The sequence below is a fragment of the Fusibacter paucivorans genome (assembly GCF_018390735.1).
Taxonomy (GTDB): Bacteria; Bacillota; Clostridia; order Peptostreptococcales; family Acidaminobacteraceae; genus Fusibacter; species Fusibacter paucivorans.
Genome location: NZ_JAHBCL010000016.1, coordinates 1 through 25,435, shown reverse-complemented (window position 1 = coordinate 25,435; position 25,435 = coordinate 1). Strand labels below are relative to the sequence as shown.

Here is a 25,435-nt window from a genome sequence, read left to right as displayed (position 1 = left end):
TTTTCCTCACTTTCTGTTTTTGGACATAAAAAAGGCAGAGTCTATAGATCATTTTAGTTGATCTAAAAACTCTGCCTCGCCTTTCAAATTATCATTTATTGATTATTTAAGTTCAATAAATTTCACTCATTACAATCTATAATTTTGTATTTTCCATATGTTTATTGAAAACATAAACTATATCAGAATAACAACATACCCCTTTTGGATTATTGACTGCGCAATTGCTGTTCTTCATAGCGCCAGTCTTATCAATCACGTCTTTTACAGTTAATGCTCCATTTTCAATTGCTTCTATAATATCTTGTTCAGTTACATGGTTGCAATAGCAAACATATTCACCAATTACAGGATCCTTACTATCAGTACTGCAACAAGAGCAACATTTTTCTTCACTCATCCATTGTCCTCCTTCAAACTTTTTAATTTCTTATTTCATATGCTTCTAAGCTCTTATTATACTCTCAACTCATAAAATCCGCTATGTCATCTATATTTTAGCCCTTTTTCCGGGGTCAAAAAACGTCATTTTTTCGTCTGTTTTTTGCCCAAATTTTAGACCAAAACCACTATATGTTGTGGTCAACATCTACTTTTTCTCACCTGAACCACTACGCGTCATCAGAATTATCGCTTCCACGTGCCCTGTCCACGGAAACATGTCCACACCTGTGACCTTTTGGACGATGAAACCATTTTCTGTAAGGTATTTAAGATCGCGCGCCAAAGTGGATGGCTTGCAGGACACATAGATAATGTTTTGAACAGCCATTGCCACGAGCGTCGAAAGGAGTGCTTCATCACAACCCTTTCGCGGTGGGTCGAGGATGACGAGATCAGTGGTGATGCCACGCTCTTTGAGCATTGGCATCACTGCCTCCGCTTTGCCAACGTGGTATTCGGTATTTTCAAGACCATTAAAGGCCGCGTTGACACGTGCATCCTCAATGGCATTCGATACCACCTCCACACCAATAATCCGGGCTATTCTAGGATTATGCTTCGCCAGATAAATGCCAATGGAGCCGATGCCGCAGTAGAGATCAAGCACCGTTAAGCCTTCTAATGCGTTATCCCCGTTATCCCCGTCTTCAATGTTTTTAGCGTTTTCAATGTCCCCTGCTGCAGCATCACATGTTTCAGCGCCAGTATTCACTGTATTCACGATGGTTTCATCACAAGGCTGCTTCGCTGCAGGCTGCATTTGTTCAAAATTCTGCGCCACTTCTATGGCCTGCTTTTCCCCAAAAATGTCACTCGCATAGCGCACGACGACGTCGTAGAGCCGCTCTGTTTGGACGCGGTTTATCTGGAAAAACGACTGCGGCGAAATCTTAAAAGACGCCGTCCCGATGGTATCTATAATTTCAGGATCACCGTATACGTGTTCATAATCATAGGAAAGTGCGGTATTCCCTAAATCAGCATTGTAATTCAAATAAACGGATTTTAGCGTCGGCGGCAGTTCTGCTTTCACAGCAGCCAAAAGGCGATCGACAGTTTTATCACGCTTTGTCACGACAAAAACCACCATCATGGCGTCGCCTTTTTGCGTATCGCGCACCATCACGCGCCTTAAAATACCTTCCGCGGTCTTTTCATTGTAAATGGCAATGCCGCTGCGTTCAATCCAACCTCTGAGCAGGTAGATAAGATCATTGGTTGACTGCGTTTGAAGCATGCATTGTTTGACGTCAACGATATCGTGGCTGCGCTTTCTGTAAAAGCCAACGGCACCGCTGCTTTTAACAAGCGCCATTTGATAAATACCTTTGTTGCGATAATGTTCCGGCGACGCCATGCCAATAAAGCCATCGTACTGATACGTTTCAATACCGCCAATGCGTTTTAACGTTTCAATTAAATGGTTTTCCTTAAAAGCGAGCTGTGCCGCATAATCGTATTCCTGCAACTGACAGCCGCCGCACTGTCTGGCATAGGGACATGGCGCGGTAATGCGGTTTTCCGATCGTTCCAGCATTTGATGAATAATGCCAATGGCATAACGCTTCTTCACTTTTATCAATTTTGTCAATAAATGGTCTCCCGGCAGTGCATTGTGAACAAAGACTGTCATGCCGTCAATATGGCCAATGCCCTCACCCTCCTCGGTAATGTCTTCTATCGTAATCGGGTAAAGGATTTTATCGTCAAGTACTTTTGCCTCCGATGATTTGAGTTCTTTTTTCGAACGTTTTTTGGATGATTTTGACTTCATATGAATTTCCTCTATTTCAAAATGGATTTTTCATGGCAATTGTTCGTTTATTGCCGTTTCTCATTTGCAATCAATGTGTGATTATATTATTATAGAATAGAGTATAGTGATTTTATGATAACTTTTTATACATCATTCTATGGTTCACCTACGTTATGTTGAAATGAATGGCGTTATAAAGCCATTTACAATGATTTTAATCATCTTTTGTTAACACTTTCAAATAGGTCACAATATGATTGTATCACACGCTTGACGTTTATTTTATAGAAGTTTTCTGAACTTGGCAAATGATTGCAGGAGGCAATGCATGTTAAAGTTTTTCACAAATCTAATCTTTATTATCATGCTCTTTTTCTTTCTGTCCGGAATGCCCATGAATATGGAAATCCTAGACATCAATCCTTTCCAGCCCGTTATTGAAACACCGACGATTACAGAAAAACCCGTTCAATTTACGCTAGAAGATTCAATTGAGATAGATCCGGTCAACCCACAACGCATGACACTTGCCATTTTAGCTTCAGATATTGCGCAGCCGACCGATTCATTTTTAAATACCCTACAAGTTACGATTAATTCGCCATTAAAGTCTCCTGCGGTTTTGAAACTTTCAGAACTTAATTATACCATCAGTGCCACTGATGATCCGTTAATAACTTCAATTGTCATTAACCTCAGTGAAATTTCAAATGCACTTTCGCCGGGGTATTATCAGATTGATGCATCAAACAGTGAAACTGTCAAAGCTATGGCGAATTTCTCCGTACTAAACTTCGACAAAACGTATCTCACTACATCGGATACAGAGCAAAACGGCAGACTGTCCATGACACTGTATTGTCCAACTGATGATTATAAACATCTCGTTCCGATCTCGACACGCGTCGCCTATCCGGAAAACAGATCCAGAACGCTTTTTAAAGCACTGCACGCTGGACCAACAGAAACACTGGGACTATTACCCGGACCGACGATTCCGTATGCTTCTCGTATTTATATCAGCAATGGCGTCGCTTCAGTTTACATTTATTCGCCTGAACAAGTCGGTTACGAAGATCGTTTTGAGCAGGTGACAGAATCTATTGTCAACTCAATGACATCACTGTCATTTATCTCATCCGTGAAATTCTATATTGACAATAAGGATGATGAAGCATTTGGCAATGTCGATCTGAAAGCACATTATGAACCAACAAAAGCGAATATGGCCTATCTCAATTACAGTTTGAACAGTGATTACAGCATGATGATGCCGATATCAATTGATGCTTTTGAAAGCGCTGACGATTCTACCTACGAAAGAATGCTTCGTATTCTAAAAGGCGCCTTGGCGCTTCGGGATCAAGAGGCAATTGATGGTTTATCACCATCGATACCTGCGCAAGTCTCATTGCTCGGAACCGATCTAAACGAAAACGGCACCATCACTTTGGATTTTAGTGATAATTTCGAAAGCTGTCTTGACACTCTTTCCGATGAAATCGCATCAAATGCGGCACAGCGAATGATTGACAGTATCGTTTATTCCTATTGCAGTTATGAAAATATTGACAGTGTACAAATAATTGTCAACCATGAAATCATCGACGATTTTTATGGCGTTGATATCTCAAAGCCGTTCACACAACCGCTCTACATCAATATGGATCCCAGCATTTCTTAATCAGAATGCAATGGCACTATAATCTCTTCTTATGCCGTCATTAAAGGATGTCATTATCGTATGCTGAATAATCCGGAAGAGCACTTAGAAGAGCACTTTTATTTCTATCAAAAAGCCAATAAAGCGTAACGCATGGTTACTGCATTTATTGGCTTTCATCATGTCCCATTCCTTTAAACAATTCTTAAATGTTTCCGCGTCAACATTTCTAGAAAAGCATCTACGAGAACTCGATCAAACGTCCCCACGCTCATCTCAATCAATATGCGTTGAACTTCTTTAAAATCTAAGGCTGCTTTATAAGCACGTTTTGAACTCAGCGCATCATAAGCATCTGCCACTGCAATAATTTTGGCTGCTTGTGCGATCTCATCCCCCGACAATCCCAGGGGATAGCCTTTACCGTCAATGCGCTCGTGATGCTGACGAATATAATCTTGAATTACATGATTGACCCCCAGTTTCTTAACAAGATCCGCACCAACGCTTGGATGTCGTTTTATTTCATTAAATTCAAGCGCATTGAGACCGCTTTGTTTATCTAATATTTGATCTTTAATCGCCAGTTTACCGATATCGTGAAGTAAAGCAGCATGGTATAAATTATCAACATCATTTATCGGGTAGCCAATTTCATTGGCAAATAAGAGACAGAGTTTGCCAATGCGTTGCGAATGCTCATACAGCTCCTCATCTTTTGCTTTCATGAGATTCATAAGACCATCAATCGCATTTCTTTGAAGTGCAACAACGACATCATCATAATCATTATTGCCCAACGTCTCAAAAGACCAGTCTTTAAAATGCCTGTATATGCTATTTTTCTCTACTTGCTGATATGCATCTTCCACATAATTAATCAAACGATTGGCTTCAAATGGTTTTGTAATAAATTTAAAAACATTCCCTTCGTTGACAGCACTGACTGCGAGTCCGAATTCAGTGAGCCCCGTTACGAGGATCGCCTCACTGTTTTCATGACGCCGCTTAAAGCGTCGTATCAGCTCTATCCCTGTTAAATACGGCATACTGTAATCCGTAATCATTATGTCATAATAATATTGAGACACAGCATTTTCAGCCTCGCGAGGATCAACAAAAGCTTCCACACTATAATGCGCTTTTTTGAGTAGTCTCGCCAGCGATTTGAGCATCATCGGATCATCATCTACAATTATTATACGCTTATTGTCCATAGGCCCCATTCCCACTTATATAAGGAAATTGCATCATTGCCATTCGTTGATTCTTCACGAAAATCAGTTGAATTTTCAGCTTGCGAAAATAATACATATTGCCGTGAAAGGATTAAAATTTAATCATACAATTGCCTCATTTTTTTATAGTATCATTCTATACATACCCGCTGAAAAATATTAATATCGGTCAATGGTTTATTCGTATAAATATTTTGTATTCCCCCCTCCTCCATGCTGCGCCCGGCATTACAGACCGCCCCCACTCGCTTTCACTTGAGAAATCTTCTGATGTGTATTCGTGATGTGATTCGCGATGTGCATCCATTCTTTATGCACCAATGTAAATATGCCCTGACAGCTTAGCGAGTGCCTCATAGGAAATAATGCAAATCCTCTTGCCCTTCTTTTCAATAAAACCCTCATCAATCAGCATATTGAGTGCTCGATTAAATTGACGATAGCTCGTCCCAATAAATTCAGAGATTTCTTGAAAGCTCTCAGCGTAGCGCACTTCTTTCTTATCGGGACAATGCCAAAGCAAATAGCTGGCTAATCGGTACTTTACTGGATACAGCAAGTTAAATGCCTGATTGTGGTTTGCAGATGTAAGCTTTCTGCTCAATGACTTCGAAACATAGGTTAAAAAGGGCAAATGCTGATATAAAATTGCTTTCATCTCATACATCGGCAGACGCAGCAGCATAGAATCCATGATACAACTTACTGAACAAAAGGCATCACATTCCTCAATAAGCTCAACTTCTCCAAGTGAATCCATCGCCGTATAAAATTGAATCAACAGTGATTTGCCATTCTCGTATGTTTGGAAAATCTTAAGCCGACCTGTAATAAAGAAAAAGTAATGCTGCATTGCCTCACCTTCGCGAATAATGTTTTCGCCGCTTTCATAAAGACACAATTCTATACGCTCCAACAACGAATCAGTCAGTATATCGGATAAATTGTTTTCCAAAATCATTTTATTAATCAAAGGCGATGCCTTCCCGGATTCAATTATTTTCATGGTTACGCCTCCTCACTATTAATCGCTCTCTCAATCCGCCTGAATCATATTACAATGCATATCAGCATGATGATCCGATTTTTCTTACATCGTGTTATCATAGCGCTCCTTTCTACAGCTGTCTGTATTAGCGTAAACGGCATACAAGCCTCCACAAATCCAACTTAATTTATATAAAAAATGATAACACAATTTCCAAAAACATGACATATGTCCTATTTGTTAATGGCAATCTTACTTTACAATAAGATTAGAAATGATTGTTATGGAGGCTTTATGTTAGCACTATTTACAGGCGCCCTTTTGGCGCTAATGGTCTATTTCAACGGACAAATCTCTGCTGAAACCGGTGCAGCCTTTGCCAACTTATTTTTCCAAGGCTTTGGACTGCTCTTTTTTAGTATCGTCCTTTGGTTTAAGTCGCATTCACTGCCAATCAAGCGCATACCACTGCAATTTATTATACCCGGTATCATGTCTGCTTTAACCGTCTTGCTTAGCAATACCGTTATCGGACCGCTTGGAATCGCGTTGATGGTTGGTCTCAGCCTCTTTGGACAAGTAACAGCATCCATGATTATTGATCAGTTTGGATTGCTGGGAAAAGCAAAACAACCTGTCACGAGAGATCAAGGCATTGGGTTTATCCTAATCGCAGCAGGTTTAGGACTCTTTTTAACAGCCTGATCACGATTTTATCCATATGGAGGTAATATGTATCTGTTGCTCGCCTTTCTCATGGGCGTTCTCATTGTGGTCACACCCATTGCCAATGGGAACAACGCCCAAAAAATAGGTAATCTCGGCGCATCCTTTTATAATTATTTATTTGCAACTTTAACGGCAGGCATCACTTATCTTTTAGTGAGTTTGCTGAGCGGCAACGGCACTGCCCTCGCCATTCAATCGCCTTTGACCCTTACAAACGGCTTGATTGGCGGTGCACTAGGCTGTGCGGTCTTGTTTTTGCTCAATCATATTGCACCGAAAATAAAAGCTTTCCATATTGTTCTGCTGCCCTTCCTTGGTCAAATGAGCATGGGCATGGTTCTCGACTATTACACAGCAGGCATATTTGATGTCAAGCGAATTTTCGGTTTATGTCTCATTGCTGCAGGCCTCCTCTTGCAGCATCGAAAAGATACGGGATGCGCATCCTGAAAAAAGCGTTGTCACACTGTCGGCGTCATTTTAATGACGAACGATTGTTATGACAACGCTTTTAATTTTAAAAAACTGCTTTAAAAAACTTTTGATTCTCACCTGTTTCTTTCTTTACAAGACAGCTGCAAATGCTTTGGTCACGCGGGTCAACATCTCTCTGATCGGCAGATGATAAGGACATCTTGGCTCACAAAGCCCGCATTTGATACAAGCTGACGCATCAACTGGCTGATTGACATAGCGCGTCGTCGCATAATCATTTAAGTCATAACGTGTTAAATAACCCTCGAGTAAAAACTGCATCGGAATATCAATCCCCGCAGCACACGGTAGACAATAACCACAGCGCCTGCAAAATTGTGTACCCAGTTCAAGCGCAATTTGATCCGCCTGCAAACACTCGCTCTCTGAGAGTGGAAGATTGCCGGCGCCAATTGCTGCATTTTGGGTAACCTGTTCAATACTATCCATACCCGGGATTGCAATATCGACATTTTTATTTTCAAGGATAAAACGTATGCTTAAGTCCGCATTGTCCAACGCGCCGCCTGCAAGCGGTTTCATCACGATCACGCCGATCCCTTTCGCCTTCGCGCGTTCAAACAGCATTTCCGCCTGTCGCTCAACGAGGTTGTATGGGAATTGTATCGTTTCAAAAGGCATCTCATCTAAAAGGCTTTCCAAAAAAACTGCATTATGCGCCGTTACACCAATGTGTCCAATTTTACCGGCTGCTTTCGCTTCTTTCAACGCTCGATAAGCACCATTTTCACTCATCACTAAATCATAATCTTCCCTTGTTTTTAGCAAATGAAGCTGATATAAATCAATATAATCCGTTTGCAGATTTTTTAAAGACGTTTCAATATCCGCTTTCATAGCATCATATGTTCTCGCCTGTGTTTTTGTCGCCAATATGAATTTCTCTCTTAAACCATCTTTCAACGCTTCGCCAATGTAGCTTTCGCTAACAGTATAAGCACGCGCGGTATCAATAAAATTAATGCCCTGTTCCGTTAAATGCTTCATGATTTTATTGACTTCACTTTGCGCCAATCGCTGAATAGGGATCCCGCCGAAACCTATCCGCGATACGTTTAACCCCGTATTGCCAAGTTCATTATTTATCATTCCTTTAGTCCTCCTCACGAACAAATCACAGTCGCTTCGCCTCTTTATTATAGCATAATTTCGTGCGTCTAAATAAAGCGCTCTTTGTACTTGCTCATAGAAAAAGATGAACAGCACGCTGGCCGTTCATCTTTTCAAGATTATCTTTATCCATTGCATCTAGCGCATCACTTATGCACCTATTTTATTGCAGAACCCCCATTTGTGATCTTTCCCTGCGATTGGCTCAAGCTTTGAAAAACAATTGCAGGCAACGTTCGAATTTATTTAGTATCATAAGGATTAGCCTGCTACAGATGCATCAAAAATTGATTGAATAGATTGATCAAGCATCGTATTAAAGGCATCATCAGTCTGATCAACGCTTAACCCCTCTGTCAGCGCTCTTGAAAAGCTGGCAATAAGCTGGTGATTTTTCGACAGTTTTTCATTTGCCATTTCACGCGAATAACCACCTGACAATGCGACGCACCTTATGGTGCTTGGCGAATCCATTAATGCTTCATAGAAATTGGGTTCTTCTGGGATTGTGAGCTTGAACATGACTTTATATTGTGAATCCAAATTTTTCAGTTCATCAAGCAGCGCCTGCTTTAAAATGGCTTCTGCACCTGCTTTATTCTTTGTGTGAATGTCGACTTCCGGTTCAATTATTGGCACGAATCCAGCCTCGCAAATTATTTTAGCGATCTCGAACTGCTGCGCAGCAACCGCCTTGATTCCCGCTTCATTCACTTCTTTTATAACGGAACGCATTTTTGTGCCAAAGATGTTGCGCTCTTTTGCCCGCTTTAACAGTTCATTTAATTGCGGCATCGGTTTCATAAGCTGTACGCCATTTGCAAGTTCAGCCAATCCCTTGTCGACTTTTAAAATGGGGACGATCCCTTTCGTTTCCCAAAGATAATCGGCACTATACTTGCCATCAACTTTCATATCCATGGTCTTTTCAAATAAGATCGCAGCCAAAATACGTTCTTTTGTAAATGCCGGACTTTGCATAATACGTTTACGCATATCATGTACCAATTGGAACATCTCTGCTTCATCCTTATACGAATCCTTTTGAATACCGTAGTTGGCCAATGCTTTTGGCGTACTGCCGCCGCTCTGATCAAGTGCTGCAATAAAACCTTTATCATTTTTCATTCTCTCGAGTTGTAAGCTGTTCATGAACTACCTCCATCGTTAAATATAATGTAACATCCTCTGCCTAAAGATGATTGACTAAAAGAACGTGATGCAATCATTTCGATCACTGTAGGTTATACCCTTAATTTTATCTGTTTCTCAGGATTTTACAATTATTTATCGGATTTTTTACATGATGCCATTTCCTTACATAACGCTTATATAAAAACACCCCTCTAAAAAACGCTTAAACCGATAAGTCGTTTTCAAGAAGGGTATCATATCTGACTCTTTGTCATTTCATACTGTTTTAAATATTTTACATCCTAAAGGACGCGTGATTTCCCAGCATATACAATGCCTTTGCTAGAATCAAGTGTGATTTCCATACCATCAGTCAGCTGGGTGGTTGCATGCGCCACACCGACAACACAAGGTTTTTTCAGACTGAGCGAAACAATGGCGCCATGAGACGTATAGCCGCCTTCTTCTACGATGACGCCCGCTGCACGTGACATAAACGGTACTAAATCGCGATCTGTTGATGTTGCGACAATAATATCGCCATCTTCAAATTTACCTTCAATTTCTTCAGCGGTACTGCCGATGCAGGCGCGCCCGCGAACCATTGCCTTGACGAGTCCAGTTCCTTTAATGATCACTTCGCCAACGAGGTGTACTTTCATTAAGTTTGTTGCACCGGACACACCAACGGGAATCCCTGCGGTAATAACGACGAGATCGCCGTCTTCAATGTGTCCCGCCTCTTTCGCATGCTCAACGCACATTTCAAAAATACGGTCTGTATTTGTCGCTTCACCGATGACGAGTGGAATAACCCCCCATACCAATGCCATGCGGTATTTCGCATTTTCCAACATCGTACAGGCAATAATCGGTGCTTTCGGCCTGAGTTTTGAGACTTTACGAGCTGTAAATCCAGAGGCTGTCGCCGTTAAAATTGCTGATGCATCGAGATCCAGTGCCGTCGATGCCGTCGCGTGACTAACTGCGTAAGTGACACCAGCTTCATCAGCCATCGCAATGCGCTTTTGAAGCGCTTCACGATAATTAATAGAGCTCTCTGCCGCCAGTGCAATTTTCGCCATCGTCTTAACCGACTCAACGGGATATTTCCCGGCAGCAGTTTCGCCAGAAAGCATGACGGCATCCGTACCGTCAAAAATCGCATTGGCAACATCTGTGGTTTCTGCACGTGTCGGCCTAGGATTCCGCATCATCGAATCGAGCATTTGGGTTGCTGTAATAACGGGCTTGCCCTCCGTATTGCACATTTCAATCATGTGCTTTTGAACAAGCGGTACGAGTTCTGTTGGAATTTCCACACCGAGATCACCTCTAGCAACCATGAGTCCATCCGAAACTTCAAGAATTTCTTCAAGATTGTCAACACCTTCTTGATTTTCTATTTTAGAAATAATATGAATATCATGTGCATGATTGGCTTCCAAAATTTTTCTGATCTCCAAAACGTCAGCGGCTTTCCGAATAAAAGAAGCGGCAATAAAATCGATGTCATTTTGAATGCCAAAAACAATATCATCAATGTCTTTCTGTGTAATGGCAGGCAAATTAATTTTAACGTTTGGTACGTTAATACCTTTGTTATTTTTAACATCTCCGCCGTTTAAGACCTTGGTTACAATATCCGTTTCCGTTGTGGAAAGCACTTCGAGTTCGATGAGCCCATCGTCAATAAGAATGCGATTTCCCTTGACGACATCGGCAGGTAGTCCTTTATAAGAAATCTGACACCCGTCCTGATCGCCAACGCGTTCAGAAGTTGTCAGCACAAATTCCTGTCCTTCAACCAGCGTAAAAACGGGTTCTTTAAATTTGCCGGTTCGAATTTCAGGCCCCTTCGTATCAAGCAGTATACCAATGGGTGCATTGAGTTCTTCGCGTACTTCCTTAATCATTTCAATACGCGCGAGATGTTCTTCATGGGAGCCGTGTGAGAAATTTAATCTCGCGACGTTTAGCCCTTCATGAACCAATTTTGTGAAAGTCGCCTTGCTCTCACTGGTAGGCCCAATGGTACATACAATCTTCGTCTTTCTTAACATAATTTCCTCCTAATTTTCGGTTTTAACTTGCTCCCTCACAATTTTAAACTTCCAATTATCCGAGTAGATCGTTTGACTTCAACCAGCTTCATCATACAGCCTGCCAAACGTTTCACTTATGCGATGCGCTTTGGTGCTTCTAGTCACACCTATTCTAAATTGCCAGAATCTGCGCTAAATCATAGACTTCCTGATTTAGTGTTTTCTTCATCGCCAATGCCTCAGAAATGTCGAGATCTATTAGAGCATTGCCTTTTACACCGACAGCACGTCCTTCCTTGCCGTCTCTCAAGAGCTCAACGGCATACGCGCCGAACCGACTGCCGAGAATGCGGTCATTTGGTGTTGGCGTTCCCCCGCGCTGGAGATGTCCAATCACACTTACGCGCACTTCTGCACCGGTAATTTTAGTAATGGATTCGGCAAGTTCGTAGGGTTTCCCCACGCCCTCCGCCAACAGTAAAATACTGTGTAACTTGCCGCGTCTTTTACCTCTGAGTATCGTACTGCAGATATCGTTGATATCCATTGGTACTTCTGGAATAATGGCTGCTTCCGCACCGCCGGCTAAACCGCCGTACAGTGCAATATCACCACAGTTTCTCCCCATGACCTCAATAATGTTAATACGGCCATGTGAGGATGATGTATCCCGAATATTGCCAATTGCATTGACAACTGTCGTCAGTGCCGTGTCAAAGCCGAGTGTGAAATCGGTATAAGGTAAATCGTTGTCAATGGTACCCGGTACGCCAATAGTTGGAAAACCTGCTTCCGCAAGCTTCTTTGCACCATTGAATGAACCATCGCCGCCAATAACGACCAATCCGTCGATTTTGAACATTTTAAGCATTGTCAAGCCCTTCTGAAAGCCCTCTTCTGTCTTGAATTCGAGGCAGCGCGCCGTTCTCAGCATCGTACCGCCTCTGTGAATAATATCGCCGACCGAAGCGACTGTCAGTGCTTCTATATCGCCTTCTAAGAGCCCCTGATAGCCTCTATAGATGCCGGCAACTTCCATCCCATTGTAAATTGCGGTTCGAACAACCGCTCGAATAGCGGCGTTCATGCCCGGTGCGTCGCCGCCACTTGTTAGTACGCCAATTTTTTTCACTACCTTCACTCCTCCGTGAATCTGCATTACTGTAATTTGATGTTTTCCGTGCCGACAATACGCTCAATACTTTCGACGAGCTTTTGTGACACGACAATTTGTCCTTTTGCTTTCTTTTTCAGTTTCTTTGGTTCTATATAATAAACCACATCGGCAGTTGTACGATTGGCCGCGGGGTTATTGTTCTGCTCTGTAACACGTGCATTATCCACGATGGCTTCAACCTCTCGTATCATCCTTTGATCAAACCGGCTAAAACGAATGTACAGCGTCTCTTTTCGAATGGTTCCTTTAAGCCTGATGCCTGAAAATGCGCTATCGTCAATTGCGACAACTCGATCGGCAATTAATTTCGGCGGTTCATCCTCTTTCAAATTCAACCGCCCTCTTACTGCGACAAAGCTATCCTTCTGAATAAGTGCCTCACATTGCTGATAAACTTTAGGAAATATAATCACTTCGATTTGATCGTAAAGATCTTCAACGGTAATAAAGGCCATGTTCTGACCATTTCGTGTGATCTTCTCTAGCTTTGATACGACGAGGCCCCCTAGCGAAATCATATCGCCGTCTTTCACGAGCGGTGACAGCTGATCTTCTACCGTCTCTTGCAGCTCACTCATATTAAGTGTCGAAATGTGCTTTAATCGCGCTTTATAGGGATCCAGCGGATGTCCCGTGAGATATATACCCAACATTTCCTTTTCAAATTGCAAAAATATATCGAATCTGAGTTCCGGCATTTCAGGCAGTTTGTTGCCCATTGCCTCAGAATTGAGATCGGGCAAATCCATGCTGAACATGGAAAATTGACCTTCTGCATTTCGCCGCTTCTGACTGTGAACACCATCTACCGTTCGCTCAAAGACGGCAAGCAGCTGTGATCGATACCCGCCGACACTGTCAAGGGCACCTGCTTTAATAAGGCTCTCAACCGCCTTTTTATTGAGTTCAGAAGTTTCAATGGCTTCACAAAAATCAAAGAAACTCTGAAACGGCCTCTTTTGACGTGCTTTGACAATTGCTTTGATAATGCCCGAACCGACATTCTTAATGGCGCCAAGTCCATAGCGTATTTTTCCATTTTCGACCGAAAAATATTTATAACTCTTTGAAACATCCGGCTGCAAAATTTCAATGCCGTGATCTTTCGCATCCTGAATGTACAGTGCCAGTTTGGAATGGCTGCCCGTCACGCTCGTCATAAGCGCCGCCATATATTCGACAGTGTAATGCGCCTTGAGATATGCCGTTTGATAGGCAATAATTGCATATCCCGCAGCATGTGACTTATTAAATGCGTATTTGGCAAAGTCAATCATGTCATCAAAAATTTGATCTGCTATTTCAGCAGAAACGCCATTGCCTTCACACCCTGTGATATCGTCTTCCTCACCGGTATGCTTGCCAAACTTAAAATAGGTACGTTCGCGCTGCATGACATCCATTTTCTTTTTACTCATAGCGCGCCTGACAATATCAGATCGACCATAACTATAGCCGCCTAAATCTCTGACAATCTGCATAACCTGTTCCTGATAAACCAAACAGCCGTATGTTACTTCCAGAATTGGCTTAAGTTTCGGATGCAAATAGGCGATGCCTGCAGGGTTGTTCTTGTTTTTAATATAGAGTGGGATGGAATCCATTGGTCCCGGCCGGTACAATGATATCCCGGCTATAATATCCTCAAGCACTGTGGGTTTTAGCTCACGCATAAACTTGCGAAATCCAGCGGACTCAAGCTGGAAAACCCCCAGTGTATCACCTTTCCCAATCATGCGATACGTTATCGGATCACCATCTGGAAAGTCAGCAATATTCAACTGTTGATGATGTTGCTCTTCAATTAATTTTAAAGCATTTTTGATAACTGTCAATGTCCTGAGTCCTAAAAAATCGATTTTAAGAAGTCCCAAGTCCTCTAACAGCACCATATTGAACTGTGTTGAAATATTATCGTCCTGCATATACAGCGGAACGTATGAATCGACTGGCTTGCGGGATATGACAACACCCGCCGCATGGGTTGATGCATGTCGCGGTACGCCCTGTAATTTTAGGGCAGCTTCAATTAACGCACTGGCTTCTGCACTTTCGACCTTTAACTGCCGCAGCTTTGGATTGACTTCAAGTGCGCGTTCAATGGTCATCCCCAGTTCGTAAGGAATTTCTTTTGCCATGCGATCCACTTCCTGATAGGAGAGGTTCATCACGCGTCCCACGTCTCTTATTGCCGCCCGTGCCGCCATGGTTCCAAAGGTTATAATCTGCGCCACATGATCTTTGCCGTACTTCTCAATGACATACTGAATCACTTCGCCTCGGCGGTCATCTTCAAAATCAATGTCTATATCAGGCATCGTCACGCGTTCAGGATTTAAGAATCGCTCAAAGATAAGATCATATTTTAATGGATCAACTTCAGTGATCCCGAGTGCATAGGCGACGATGCTGCCGCCGCAGCTGCCCCGACCGGGTCCCACAGCAATATTGTGATCTTTTGCATAACGAATAAAGTCCCATACGATGAGAAAGTAATCGTCATAGCCCATTTCGTGAATCACATCGAGTTCATAGCGCATTCGCGACCGTTCAACATCAGTCACGGGATCATACTTTTGTGAGATGCCTTGTTCGCATAGCCAGTGGAGATAAGTCATCGACGAATTTATTCGTTCCCGATTCTTTTCATCCGCAGGCAATCGGTTATCATCTGCAATCGCCGGCGGCTCTCCTTGGTTTTTAAAAAACTGCACTGCCATCGGATCATTTTCTAATGGGTATGCCGGTAAATGCGTCTTTGAAAAATCGAAATCGAAATTGCATTTTGCTGCAATCGCCACTGTATTTTCAATGGCATCAGGACGACCTTTAAAAAGCGCCGTCATCTCATCCGGTGATTTCAAATAAAATTCATTGCTGGGAAAACGCATACGATCGGAATCTCCCAGCGTCTTGCCCGTTTGAATACAGAGTAAAATATCGTGTACACCGTCATCATCTTTATTAATATAGTGTACATCATTGGTTGCGACGAGTGGGATCTCCGTCTCCAAATGGAGATTGATGAGTTTTCGGTTGACTATCTTTTGTTCCGGCATCGCGTGATCTTGAAGTTCCAAATAAAAGTCACCCGGTTCAAACATCGCTTCAAGTTTCAACGCCAGCGCTTTTGCACCCGCATCGTCGCCTTCATACAGCATGCGCTGAATGTCCCCGCCGAGACAGGCACTAAGGCAGATGAGCCCTTCACTGTGCTTCGCCAGCAAAGGATAGTCTATTCTCGGCCGATAATAGTAGCCTTCTGTAAACCCCTGTGAAACTAGCTTAATGAGGTTTTGATAGCCAATTTCATTCTTAACCAACAGCACGAGATGACCGGCATTTTTCTCGGAAACAACTTTGTCAAATCTTGAATTCGGCGCAACATAAACCTCACAGCCAATAATTGGCTTGACGCCTGCTTTCTTTGCCGCCTTATAAAAATCAACAACACCGAACATAACCCCATGATCCGTAATGGCGACGGCTTGCATGCCAAGCTCCTTGACGCGGTCAAAGAGCATGTCCATACGTGCAAAGCCATCCAAAAGGCTGTATTCGGTGTGCAAATGCAAATGTACAAAATCAGATGTTGCCATGGCTATTCCCCTGTCGTATCGTTTAAGACATGCGCTGTCCAAAGGTTCACCATTTTTTGCCGCATCCCCGGTGCAATTTCCGGAAAGCGCATATCCAGCAATTCACTATAGGAAAGCGTCGTCGATTTAAGTTTAACGGATTTTAAATCAGTAAAGGCCTCATCCGGTGTCGTCGTCAAATCGTAAACCGGCAATTTGCCCAAGAATTTCGGATTGTAAATGTCTGCCTGTGATGCCGCTGAAAGCAGTTCATTGATTACGACAATAGCACCCGATTTGTTGGGCGCATTGTTGGCGATGCCAACGTAGTCCGTCAATCCAGTACTGCCCTCCGGCATAACAAAGACATTTGATTCCTCGGGATATTCATATGCCCTCAGTTGATCCGTTGCATAATTATTGACGAGGCTCATGGAAAAAACAAGATCGCCATTTTGATAAAGCTGATCCATTGCCGCCGCTGTCTGTGGGAAACTGGTTCCTTCACCATACTGATAAGGCTTTAATGCCTTTAAAGCATCCAGTACCGGCGTCACAGCTTCCAGCAGCGCTGCGTCATCCAACTCTCCTGTATTGAGTTTTTCAATATCGAGATACGGCAGCATCAGGCTGACGATAAAAGCTTCGCCAACATCGCTGGTTCGTGGGTCAGGGTAAGTAAATTGACCTTTAAAAGACTTAAAAAGTGCTAAAAGCGCTTCATTGCTTTCGGGGATATCGTAAAAATAGTTTTCATCGTAAATCATGTAAAGCTGTGTTTTCGCATAGGGCAGTTCATAACCATTGATGGCGCGCGCCTCATCGTATTGCATTTCAAGATCCGAGGCATTGAGGTACGAAACCGCATTGGGCACTTGATCTTCAAAAGGACCGTAAAGGTACTGATTTTTCATTGCAATATCAAAGGTATCGCCATTCAGAAACACAACATCAAATTGCCCTGTTTCACGTTCATTTAGCTGGTCATCACCTAGTTTTTCATAGGTTTTTGCAATTGACTGTACCAGTACGGTTACCGTCACATTGTAGTTAACTTTCATGCGTTCAGCAAAGTCATCTTTAAGCCAGTCAATCAGTGCTTCATCGGATGGATCGACGCAGAGGACGACTTCGGTTCGATTTGCACTGTCCGTAATCAGTTCCCACGCCTGAGATTCGCTGTCATTACTGGCGAGAATACGCTCAGACAGTGTACAACCTGACAGAAAATACACTGTCATGAGTATCATACCAATTCGCAAAGCACTGGCCTTTATCTTGTATGTCCTACGTCTTATCACAACGGCTTACCTCCATTTGGCAATTTATCTGCAATTTCGATGATTTTCTTAAGTCGATGGTTAACGCCAGATTTGCCTATCGGCGGATCCATCAGTTCTCCCAACTCGCGGAGTGTAGCATCGGGATTTTCAAGGCGAACACGTGCAACTTCCTGTAGTTTCTCAGGCAAAGTATCAATGCCAACGGAAGCTTCGATCGCCTCAATTTTGGCAACCTGTTCGTAAGCGGCGTCAATGGTTTTGTTTAGATTCGCCGTCTCACAGTTGACAACGCGGTTGACGTTATTGCGCATCTGTTTTAATATACGCACGTTTTCATATTCCAAAAGCGTTTGATGTGCACCGATTATATTGAGAAAGTCAACGATCTTCTCACTTTCTTTAATGTAGACGATAAAATTTTTCTTTCGTGCCGTCCATTTCGCGCCCAATTCATAAGTGTGGTTCATAAAGTCGGACAGCGCTTGAGCATAATCCGCATTGTGTGTAATCAGTTCCAGATGATAGCTCTTTTCTGGGTTGCTAAGCGAGCCGCCGCCTAAGTATATACCGCGCAGATATGTTTTTCGACAGCACTGCTTTTTTAAAAGTTTTGCGGGCAGTACATCATTTAGAACAATATGATCTTCATCTGTTTCAAAGATTTCCAGATCTCTGAGGATATCATCCACATCCTGAATGAGCACTTCATATAGATGATGCTTATTCAGCATCTTATTTTCTTTCATCAATACTTCTGTTTGGCGCTTGTAGGTTTTCTTGATTAACGAAAAAATACGCCTAGCCACTGCCGGGTTTTCGGTTGTAATCCTCAAATTTATTTTCTGAAAGCCTGCAAATTCAAGCGCACCACTTACCCGAATAATGCCTGAGAGCTCTGCGCGATGACAGCATTTACCCTCGGTGACAATACGGGTCAACTCATTTTTTGATTTTGAAGAAAAGGACATTAAACACCTTCCAATGATTTCATAACTTCTAGTGCCTTGATAAGCATCTCTCGCTCATCATCGTATTTCGCCAGTTGCTGAACGTTGTTAATGTGAATGAATTTGGCGGCAATAAACCCTTCTTCACGCTGCGGCTTTGCCTGTGTCGATACGGCTTTCATCAAAAACCATGCGACGCGTTTTTCAATAACGTGATTATTGGACCAATAATTTTTAAACTTGTAGGATGTCTCACCTATTGGCTGTACAATGGTTGCCTTGATCCCTGCTTCTTCCCGCACTTCTCTAATCGCCGTATCTGAACTATGCTCATAGGTTTCAATTTTTCCCTTTGGCAAGACCCAATCACCGTTAATTTTTTGAAGCATGAGAACGCTGTTTTTAAGAAAGACAACACCGCCGGCACTGTATACCTTTTTCAAGCATTCACCTTCTAACATTCATTTAACTCACAAACCAAAACCGTTTAAACACAGCTGGTTCAACTATTAGTATATCATAAATACGCTGGTAATTCGGCACCAAATTTCAGCGCGAAACCATCCATAAAAAAAGCACACGGCGCGTTGCTTCGCCGTGTGCTGACTTCTTTAGTTTCAGCGTTTCCTTCGATTTTTGCCATTGCTGAGTATCTCTTTTTTATGCTCTGCTAAACTGTTTGCATCCGTTTAACCTCACGTGCTCTTTTCTGTAGCAGCACTGATATTGCTATGTCAAAACATTTCTCACGCTTATAACATTGACTTGAACAATATGCCCTCTACTCAACGGGTTTAAGCTTCGCCGTAAAATGTCTCAGCACTTTTGGTTCATAGTCAAAAGTAAAACCTTTGAGCGTATCTGCTTTCTTTGCCACCTCGATGACTGCGTCAGCAACATAATCCATATGATCGTTCGTATAAACGCGTCTTGGAATGGTTAACCGCATCAGTTCAAGTGGTGATTCCAGCGGATCACCAGTCTCATCATCCCTGCCAAGCAAGAAAGAACCAATCTCAACAGCCCTCACACCGCTGTCAATATAAACTTCATTACAGACAGCCTGTGCCGGAAACTGGTCAAATGGGATTTGAGGGCAAAGTTTCTTGCAGTCTACGAAAACCGCATGTCCACCCGTTGGATATTGAATCGGAACGCCGGCTTCTCTCAGCCGATCGCCTAAATACTTGACTTGACCAATTCTGTATTCAAGGTAATCAAAATCAAGTCCCTCTTCGAGTCCGACGGCAAGTGCTTCCATATCTCTGCCTGCAAGACCGCCGTAAGTCGGAAAGCCTTCCATTGGTACAACCGTTGAACGACAAGCATTATAGAGGTCTTCATCGTCCTTAATACCGATAAGGCCGCCCATGTTGACAATCCCGTCTTTTTTAGCACTCATCATAAGACCGTCTGCATAGCCGAACATCTCCTGTGCTATTTCGAGAATGGTTTTATCTTCATAGCCTTTTTCTCTCGTTTTAACAAAATAAGCATTTTCTGCGTACCTCGCTGCGTCAATAAAGACCTTGAGCCCATGACGATGGGCAATTTCACTAGCCGCTTTCATATTCGCCATGGAAACAGGCTGACCACCTGCGGAGTTGCATGTCACAGTCATAATAAGACAGGATATGTTCTCCACGCCTTTATCGACGATAAAGTTTTCCAACATTTCCAAGTCAAAATCGCCTTTGAAGTCATCATAGACTTCTGTATGATAGGCTTTTTCATGAATGAGGTTTACCGGCTTGCCGCCAGCGATGAGCACATGGCCCATGGTGGTGTCAAAGTGCATGTTGTTCAACACGTAATCGCCTTTTTTCTTAATGACGTTAGGTAAGACAACTTGCTCGGCACCCCTTCCCTGATGTGATGGTATGATGTACTTGTAACCCGTAATTTTTTGAACCACCGCTTCAAGCTTATAGAATGATCGACTCCCCGCATAGGATTCGTCGCCAAGCATCAGTGCGGCCCACTGTCTGTCACTCATAGCGCCTGTGCCGCTGTCCGTTAAGAGGTCGATGTAGATATCCTCAGCGCGCAATGCAAATGGATTGTAGCCCGCTTCGACGAGACGCTGTGCTCTGACCTCCTTTGGAATAATGCTCATGCTTTCCACCATCTTGATTCTGAATGGTTCTGGTACTCGCTTTGCCATAAAATTAATCCTCCTTATGTGATGATATAAGGTGAATTTTTAAAAGGCATCGCTAGACGCCTTTGCAAATCACAATGTCATTCCTTCTCAGCTTCCAAAAAATTTTTATGGCTTCAAAATTTCGTGGTCATCCTTATTATATCGGATTTCCAGTTTATTTTGAAGCCAATCTCTCTTGTATACAATAATAGCATCTACTGATAGCCTTTTTATGGATGTTCTTCTTATCATCATACCGTCGGAATGCAAATCATTGAGGGGCAAAAAATAGACACAGCAAGATATTTGCACTGTTTACACTTTTAGATCATGACTAATCGGCGTATAAGCACGTTCGCAGATCGCCTCCAGTTTCATTGCAATGCATCCCGCATTATGTCTGACATAGCCTTTAACCACTTCGATTAAGTCATCTTTATAGACATCTATGCCTATTTTAGCCAGCATCGCCTCACATTCAGGCGTGAAGGCAACAAGATTAGAATCTTCTTTTAAGTATCGCGCCATCTGTTCTTCCGTCAGCGTTCCTTCGTTGATAAAGACGGCATCAAGTGCTTTGAGTTTTGTATGGGTAAAAAGCGCCTTGACATGATCACCAACGGTAAAGTGGTCGGTCTCACCCGGCTGCGTCATAATGTTGCAGATATAGACGCGCTTGGCATGGGTTGCATTAAGCGCCGCCATCAGATTATCGACGAGCATATTGGGAATAACACTGGTAAACAAACTACCTGGTCCCAGCACTACCACATCCGCCGCTAAAATCGCCTCAATAATTTCATCGCCGCTCTCCACATCGTGCGGTTCAACCCAGATCTTCTTGACACCTGCGCCGCGTTTAACGACTTCCAGCGGAATATTTGATTCGCCTTTAACGTGGATGCCATCCGTCAGTTGTGCATAGAGCACCATTGGAACGACAGAAACCGGCAGTACTTTCCCAGTGATGGCGAAAATATCTGATATTTTCCGAATCGCATCTTCAAACCCCTCTGAAATTCCTTGCATAGCGGCAATCATTAAATTGCCGAAGTTTTGGCCTTTCAGACGACCTTCTGAGAAACGGTATTGCAGCAAGTCCTGTAAAATAGGTTCGGTATTGGCCAGCGCCAAAATACAGTTGCGAATATCACCCGGCGGCAGCATGCCAAGGTCTTCTCTCAATACACCCGAGCCACCGCCGTCATCGGCAACGGTCACAACTGCTGTAATCTCTTGTGAAACTTCCTTAAGCCCCCTTAGGAGAATGGATAAACCCGTCCCACCGCCTATTGCTACTATTTTCAAGTGTTGCATCTCCTTTTATAGATTTTCTTCAAATCGTCTTACGTTTTATTCAGCCCTTATACCATTGTCATCTTGTCTAATCCAGTTCTCTGTGAACACATTTGACGGGATAATGCTGTTCCCGGTAATAAGCGGCTAGTAAGTTCGCAAAGGTCACAGACCGATGCTGTCCGCCGGTACAGCCTATGGCAATCACCAACTGACTGCGCCCTTCCCTCATAAAGCCGGGCATGGCAAAGTCAAGCAGTGACTGAATATGCGTCATCAGCTGGCGACTCTCTTCAAATCCCATCACATAAGACTGCACCGCCGCTTCATTGCCCGTACGATGCTTCAAATCTTCAATATAATAAGGATTTGGTAAAAAACGCACATCAAAGACAAAATCCGCATCGAGCGGCAGTCCTTTTTTAAACCCAAAGGACATAATCGTCAGATTCAGACTTTGATCGCCTTCTGACAAGTCAAGATACCGTGTAATTTCTGCTTTTAACTCGGCATGTGTCAGATTGGACGTATTGATCACATAGTGTGCCTGATCTTTTAGCGTCTCCAAAATCTGCTTTTCAGAAGCCAATGCATCTTCAATGCGACCTGTTGGGTCAAGCGGATGCGTTCGCCGCGTTTCTTTAAACCGTTTCACCAGAATATCATCGTTGGCTTCGAAGTAAAATATCTTATACTCGTAATGCCGCTGTTTGAGCCCTTCGAGATGATCTTCCAGATCTTTAAAAAATCTGCCGCCTCTAATGTCAATGACAAGAGCAATGTTGTGAATACCTTCAGAGTTTTGCTCTACCAGCTCCACAAAGTTGGGAATGAGCGACGGCGGTAAATTGTCAATGCAATAATACCCCAAGTCCTCAAAGACCTTTTTCGCTTGACTTTTGCCTGCACCGGACTGTCCGGAGATGATAATAAAATTCACGTGACACCTTCCTATCAAACTTAATCATGGGTTCTATTGGCATTTTATTTCAATATAACACAGCGCATACACGGAGCCTTTCCGTAAACACAGCGGTAGAAAACAGAATTGCTGCAAAACAATGCTGCTACAGAACACGACTATTGTAAAGCGCCGCTGTTTTAGTACGTGATCATTGATACAGCCGTGATGGTTTCAAACGCATGCGTCATCCAGATTGTATATGCGGTCAGTCGGCAACCCCGCTTCGACAATGCGCTGAATGCTGTCCGTGACGATGCCGATTCGTTCAATGCGGTGTGCATCACTGTTTGCCACAAAAACGACATCGTACTGCATCGCAATTTTAATTTCTTCTACTGTCAAATGACCATGTGAGTTGTTGATTTCAAGCATCGTACCCGTTTCTGCCGCAACGCGCGCTACAGCGTCAATATCGACAGGGCCTTTGGCACCAGGGTGTGTCAGCATGCGAATCGAATGTTTGCGCATCGCATTGATCATGGCCATTGTGTTGTCTTTCTTGGCGCGTTCATAAATGCGCTTGCTGAACTTACTTAAAAAATTGCGAATATGGAGTCCCATATCACGACCGAGATTGCTGCCAAAATGATATCCAACGTTAAGCCAATCACAAAGTGGTTGCATGGTATCCGTTAGGTCAATCTCCCCAGCTGTTCCGATAAGGTTGGCCTCTAAACCAAGCAAAATACTAATTTGCGGATACTTTTGCCTTAAAGCATCTATCTCTGCACGCATCTCCGGATACTGTGATGCCTTGATGCCATACCCTGAATGCATCGGCCCATGATCTGTGATGGCAATCTCCGACAGTCCCATTTCAATGGCTTGTTTAACCACTGCTTCCATCTCATTTTTACAATCACCGCTGTATTTAGAGTGCATATGATAATCTCCCTTGAGTTTCATGGCAACCATCCTTTCTATTCCCTATTATACCATCCCGTCAGCAAAAAAATCAGATGCAATCACACCAATATCAAAACATTACAAGCTTTCCTCAAAAAACAAAAAGATGCTGTTCCTCCCGACGCATTCATTATCGGACAAAGGCATTTCGCATCTCATCATTACATTACGTGATAATCGTAATCAGCCACCGTCGACACCTTCTGGTATCAAAGAGACTGAATGGCAATCACTTTTTTCTGCATCACGTGTTTGCCGCCCAGCGTGAAAGCATTTTGGGGACAATAATTCACACAGCGCACACAGGCAATACATTTTTCATGTTGAATTTTAACACTGTCCGCTGTCATTGTAATGGCATTAACAGGACAGTGTTTCTGACACAAGCCGCATTGAACGCATAGCGCTGTTTCCGCTTGAATACGTTCACTGGTCTTAGTCCAAATGCCGCGTCCCTTGGATATGGCACGCATTGCATCTGAAAAGATCGGTACACGTCGCCACACTGCTTTTTCAGTCACGATCGCCTGAACGAAGTCATCTGCTTCTTCCAGCGCTTTTGCATTTTTTCGCTCACCTTCATCAACTTTTTTCGGTGTTGTCTGCATACTCGTCGCCATCTTGAATTCATGTGCGGCAATGCACATATAGTCCTTTGCCGTCAATGCTTTTTTCATCGGTCCGACAATGCCGCCGGAGAAACTTTCCATTGTATCGGCAAAAAAGACTTTTCGACCTTTTCCAGGCGGCAATTGTTCAATAAAATCCCATACGATTGGAAATGTCGACTGCACCGCTACGGGAACAACAATGCCTAAATAGCCAGCTTCCGTTGCTTCAATCGCTTTTGAGCGCATCATATCCTTTAATGTCACTCGATAGTCTCTTTGCTCAAATGCCTGTTTAATCGCATTTGCCATGAGCAGTGTATTCCCTGTCCCTGAAAAATAATAAATGGAAATGGGCGCCTTTGCCAGCATTTACATCACACCCTTTTCGACAGCTGTAACACAAATAAAGAGCAAAACAGCCATGGATGCGTTGATAATTTCCATCAGCATCAGCACTTTTGACATCTTCGTCGGTGATTTTGGAAAAATGCCTCCTAAATCTACCATGTAAACACCAAAGTACAATACGGCAAGTACTTGTGCCGCCCGCACAGCATAGTGGTTTGCCGTTAGCAATAAATAACTTGTACCGTAAGATGCAAGCCCCAAAGTAATGAGAAAAACGTTAAATCCCCAAAATACAATGCCTTTTAGTGCACTAAAATCTCTGTTTTCAATTGGTCCGCCCGGCACCAGAACCGTCAACAACAAAACATTCATAAACATAATAATACCTGCAAAAAACAACATACCCGATCCTCGACTGACATCCCAAAAGCAAAATGATCACCCGCTTTCACATGTCAGTCTTCCTTATATAATGTATTTAGGTTTTAAAGGACGACCTATAACCTTTAAAGCTATCAACAATTATACATTTACATGTATAATTAATTTATTAGATAGAGTGATGTCTGTAGCTTCCTTG

22 protein-coding genes are annotated in these 25,435 nt (G+C 43.0%); 3 read left to right on the top strand and 19 right to left on the bottom strand.

Annotation, left to right across the window (positions count from 1 at the left end):
* Nucleotides 1-136: 136 nt before the first annotated feature.
* Together KHM83_RS10230 and rlmD are read right to left on the bottom strand one after the other, a co-directional pair.
* Entirely contained in the window at nucleotides 137-400 is a 264-nt protein-coding gene (locus KHM83_RS10230; protein WP_213236921.1) for a (2Fe-2S)-binding protein, read from the bottom strand.
* 189 nt (nucleotides 401-589) lie between these two features.
* Nucleotides 590-2,218: a 23S rRNA (uracil(1939)-C(5))-methyltransferase RlmD gene (gene rlmD, locus KHM83_RS10225; RefSeq protein ID WP_213236920.1), complete on the bottom strand. Its 1,629-nt coding sequence runs from the start codon at nucleotides 2,216-2,218 to the stop codon at nucleotides 590-592.
* Nucleotides 2,219-2,528: 310 nt separating this feature from the next.
* Between rlmD and KHM83_RS10220 the strand changes: the two genes are divergently transcribed.
* On the top strand, nucleotides 2,529-3,884 hold the full coding sequence (locus tag KHM83_RS10220; RefSeq protein WP_213236919.1) for a GerMN domain-containing protein: 1,356 nt from the start codon (nucleotides 2,529-2,531) through the stop codon (nucleotides 3,882-3,884).
* A 173-nt stretch (nucleotides 3,885-4,057) separates the two neighbouring features.
* Here KHM83_RS10220 and KHM83_RS10215 read toward each other — a convergent pair whose 3' ends face one another.
* Together KHM83_RS10215 and KHM83_RS10210 are read right to left on the bottom strand one after the other, a co-directional pair.
* Complete coding sequence (locus tag KHM83_RS10215) at nucleotides 4,058-5,080, bottom strand: HD domain-containing phosphohydrolase (RefSeq protein ID WP_213236918.1); 1,023 nt, start codon at nucleotides 5,078-5,080, stop codon at nucleotides 4,058-4,060.
* A 331-nt stretch (nucleotides 5,081-5,411) separates the two neighbouring features.
* Nucleotides 5,412-6,107 (bottom strand): cyclic nucleotide-binding domain-containing protein, encoded by a 696-nt coding sequence (locus KHM83_RS10210; RefSeq protein WP_213236917.1) that lies wholly within the window; start codon nucleotides 6,105-6,107, stop codon nucleotides 5,412-5,414.
* 276 nt (nucleotides 6,108-6,383) lie between these two features.
* Between KHM83_RS10210 and KHM83_RS10205 the strand changes: the two genes are divergently transcribed.
* On the top strand, nucleotides 6,384-6,794 hold the full coding sequence (locus KHM83_RS10205; protein ID WP_213236916.1) for a DMT family transporter: 411 nt from the start codon (nucleotides 6,384-6,386) through the stop codon (nucleotides 6,792-6,794).
* 27 nt (nucleotides 6,795-6,821) lie between these two features.
* Nucleotides 6,822-7,268 (top strand): DMT family transporter, encoded by a 447-nt coding sequence (locus tag KHM83_RS10200; RefSeq protein WP_213236915.1) that lies wholly within the window; start codon nucleotides 6,822-6,824, stop codon nucleotides 7,266-7,268.
* Nucleotides 7,269-7,382: 114 nt separating this feature from the next.
* Here KHM83_RS10200 and KHM83_RS10195 read toward each other — a convergent pair whose 3' ends face one another.
* From KHM83_RS10195 to KHM83_RS10130, 15 genes are all read right to left on the bottom strand, one after another.
* Complete coding sequence (locus KHM83_RS10195; RefSeq protein WP_213236914.1) at nucleotides 7,383-8,402, bottom strand: aldo/keto reductase; 1,020 nt, start codon at nucleotides 8,400-8,402, stop codon at nucleotides 7,383-7,385.
* 282 nt (nucleotides 8,403-8,684) lie between these two features.
* Nucleotides 8,685-9,575 carry a fructose bisphosphate aldolase gene (locus KHM83_RS10190; RefSeq protein WP_213236913.1) on the bottom strand — a complete coding sequence of 297 codons (891 nt, stop codon included), beginning with the start codon at nucleotides 9,573-9,575 and terminating at the stop codon, nucleotides 8,685-8,687.
* A gap of 284 nt (nucleotides 9,576-9,859) precedes the next feature.
* Nucleotides 9,860-11,620, bottom strand: a complete 1,761-nt coding sequence (gene pyk, locus KHM83_RS10185; protein WP_213236912.1) for a pyruvate kinase — start codon at nucleotides 11,618-11,620, stop codon at nucleotides 9,860-9,862.
* Nucleotides 11,621-11,774: 154 nt separating this feature from the next.
* Complete coding sequence (gene pfkA, locus KHM83_RS10180) at nucleotides 11,775-12,734, bottom strand: 6-phosphofructokinase (protein ID WP_213236911.1); 960 nt, start codon at nucleotides 12,732-12,734, stop codon at nucleotides 11,775-11,777.
* Between the two features lie 26 nt (nucleotides 12,735-12,760).
* The gene (locus KHM83_RS10175) at nucleotides 12,761-16,378 is read right to left on the bottom strand and encodes a DNA polymerase III subunit alpha (protein WP_213236910.1); all 3,618 of its coding nucleotides are present in this window, start codon (nucleotides 16,376-16,378) and stop codon (nucleotides 12,761-12,763) included.
* Nucleotides 16,379-16,380: 2 nt separating this feature from the next.
* Nucleotides 16,381-17,658, bottom strand: a complete 1,278-nt coding sequence (locus tag KHM83_RS10170) for an ABC transporter substrate-binding protein (protein WP_213236909.1) — start codon at nucleotides 17,656-17,658, stop codon at nucleotides 16,381-16,383.
* The gene (gene whiA / locus KHM83_RS10165) at nucleotides 17,655-18,608 is read right to left on the bottom strand and encodes a DNA-binding protein WhiA (RefSeq protein ID WP_213236908.1); all 954 of its coding nucleotides are present in this window, start codon (nucleotides 18,606-18,608) and stop codon (nucleotides 17,655-17,657) included. Before whiA ends, KHM83_RS10170 begins: the two co-directional genes overlap by 4 nt.
* Nucleotides 18,608-19,030: an NUDIX hydrolase gene (locus KHM83_RS10160; RefSeq protein ID WP_213236907.1), complete on the bottom strand. Its 423-nt coding sequence runs from the start codon at nucleotides 19,028-19,030 to the stop codon at nucleotides 18,608-18,610. Before KHM83_RS10160 ends, whiA begins: the two co-directional genes overlap by 1 nt.
* Nucleotides 19,031-19,104: 74 nt before the next feature.
* Nucleotides 19,105-19,230 carry a hypothetical protein gene (locus KHM83_RS19855; protein WP_281415046.1) on the bottom strand — a complete coding sequence of 42 codons (126 nt, stop codon included), beginning with the start codon at nucleotides 19,228-19,230 and terminating at the stop codon, nucleotides 19,105-19,107.
* A gap of 138 nt (nucleotides 19,231-19,368) precedes the next feature.
* Nucleotides 19,369-20,751, bottom strand: a complete 1,383-nt coding sequence (locus KHM83_RS10155; protein WP_213236906.1) for a tryptophanase — start codon at nucleotides 20,749-20,751, stop codon at nucleotides 19,369-19,371.
* Nucleotides 20,752-21,045: 294 nt separating this feature from the next.
* A complete protein-coding gene (locus KHM83_RS10150) occupies nucleotides 21,046-22,038 on the bottom strand; it encodes a gluconeogenesis factor YvcK family protein (RefSeq protein WP_213236905.1) in 993 nt (330 codons plus the stop codon).
* Between the two features lie 76 nt (nucleotides 22,039-22,114).
* Nucleotides 22,115-22,966, bottom strand: coding sequence for an RNase adapter RapZ (rapZ, locus tag KHM83_RS10145; RefSeq protein WP_213236904.1), 852 nt, complete (start codon nucleotides 22,964-22,966; stop codon nucleotides 22,115-22,117).
* A 195-nt stretch (nucleotides 22,967-23,161) separates the two neighbouring features.
* A complete protein-coding gene (locus tag KHM83_RS10140; RefSeq protein ID WP_213236903.1) occupies nucleotides 23,162-23,896 on the bottom strand; it encodes a PHP domain-containing protein in 735 nt (244 codons plus the stop codon).
* A 209-nt stretch (nucleotides 23,897-24,105) separates the two neighbouring features.
* Nucleotides 24,106-24,876 (bottom strand): EFR1 family ferrodoxin, encoded by a 771-nt coding sequence (locus KHM83_RS10135; protein ID WP_213236902.1) that lies wholly within the window; start codon nucleotides 24,874-24,876, stop codon nucleotides 24,106-24,108.
* Nucleotides 24,877-25,233, bottom strand: a complete 357-nt coding sequence (locus KHM83_RS10130) for a hypothetical protein (protein ID WP_213236901.1) — start codon at nucleotides 25,231-25,233, stop codon at nucleotides 24,877-24,879.
* Between the last annotated feature and the right edge of the window lie 202 nt (nucleotides 25,234-25,435).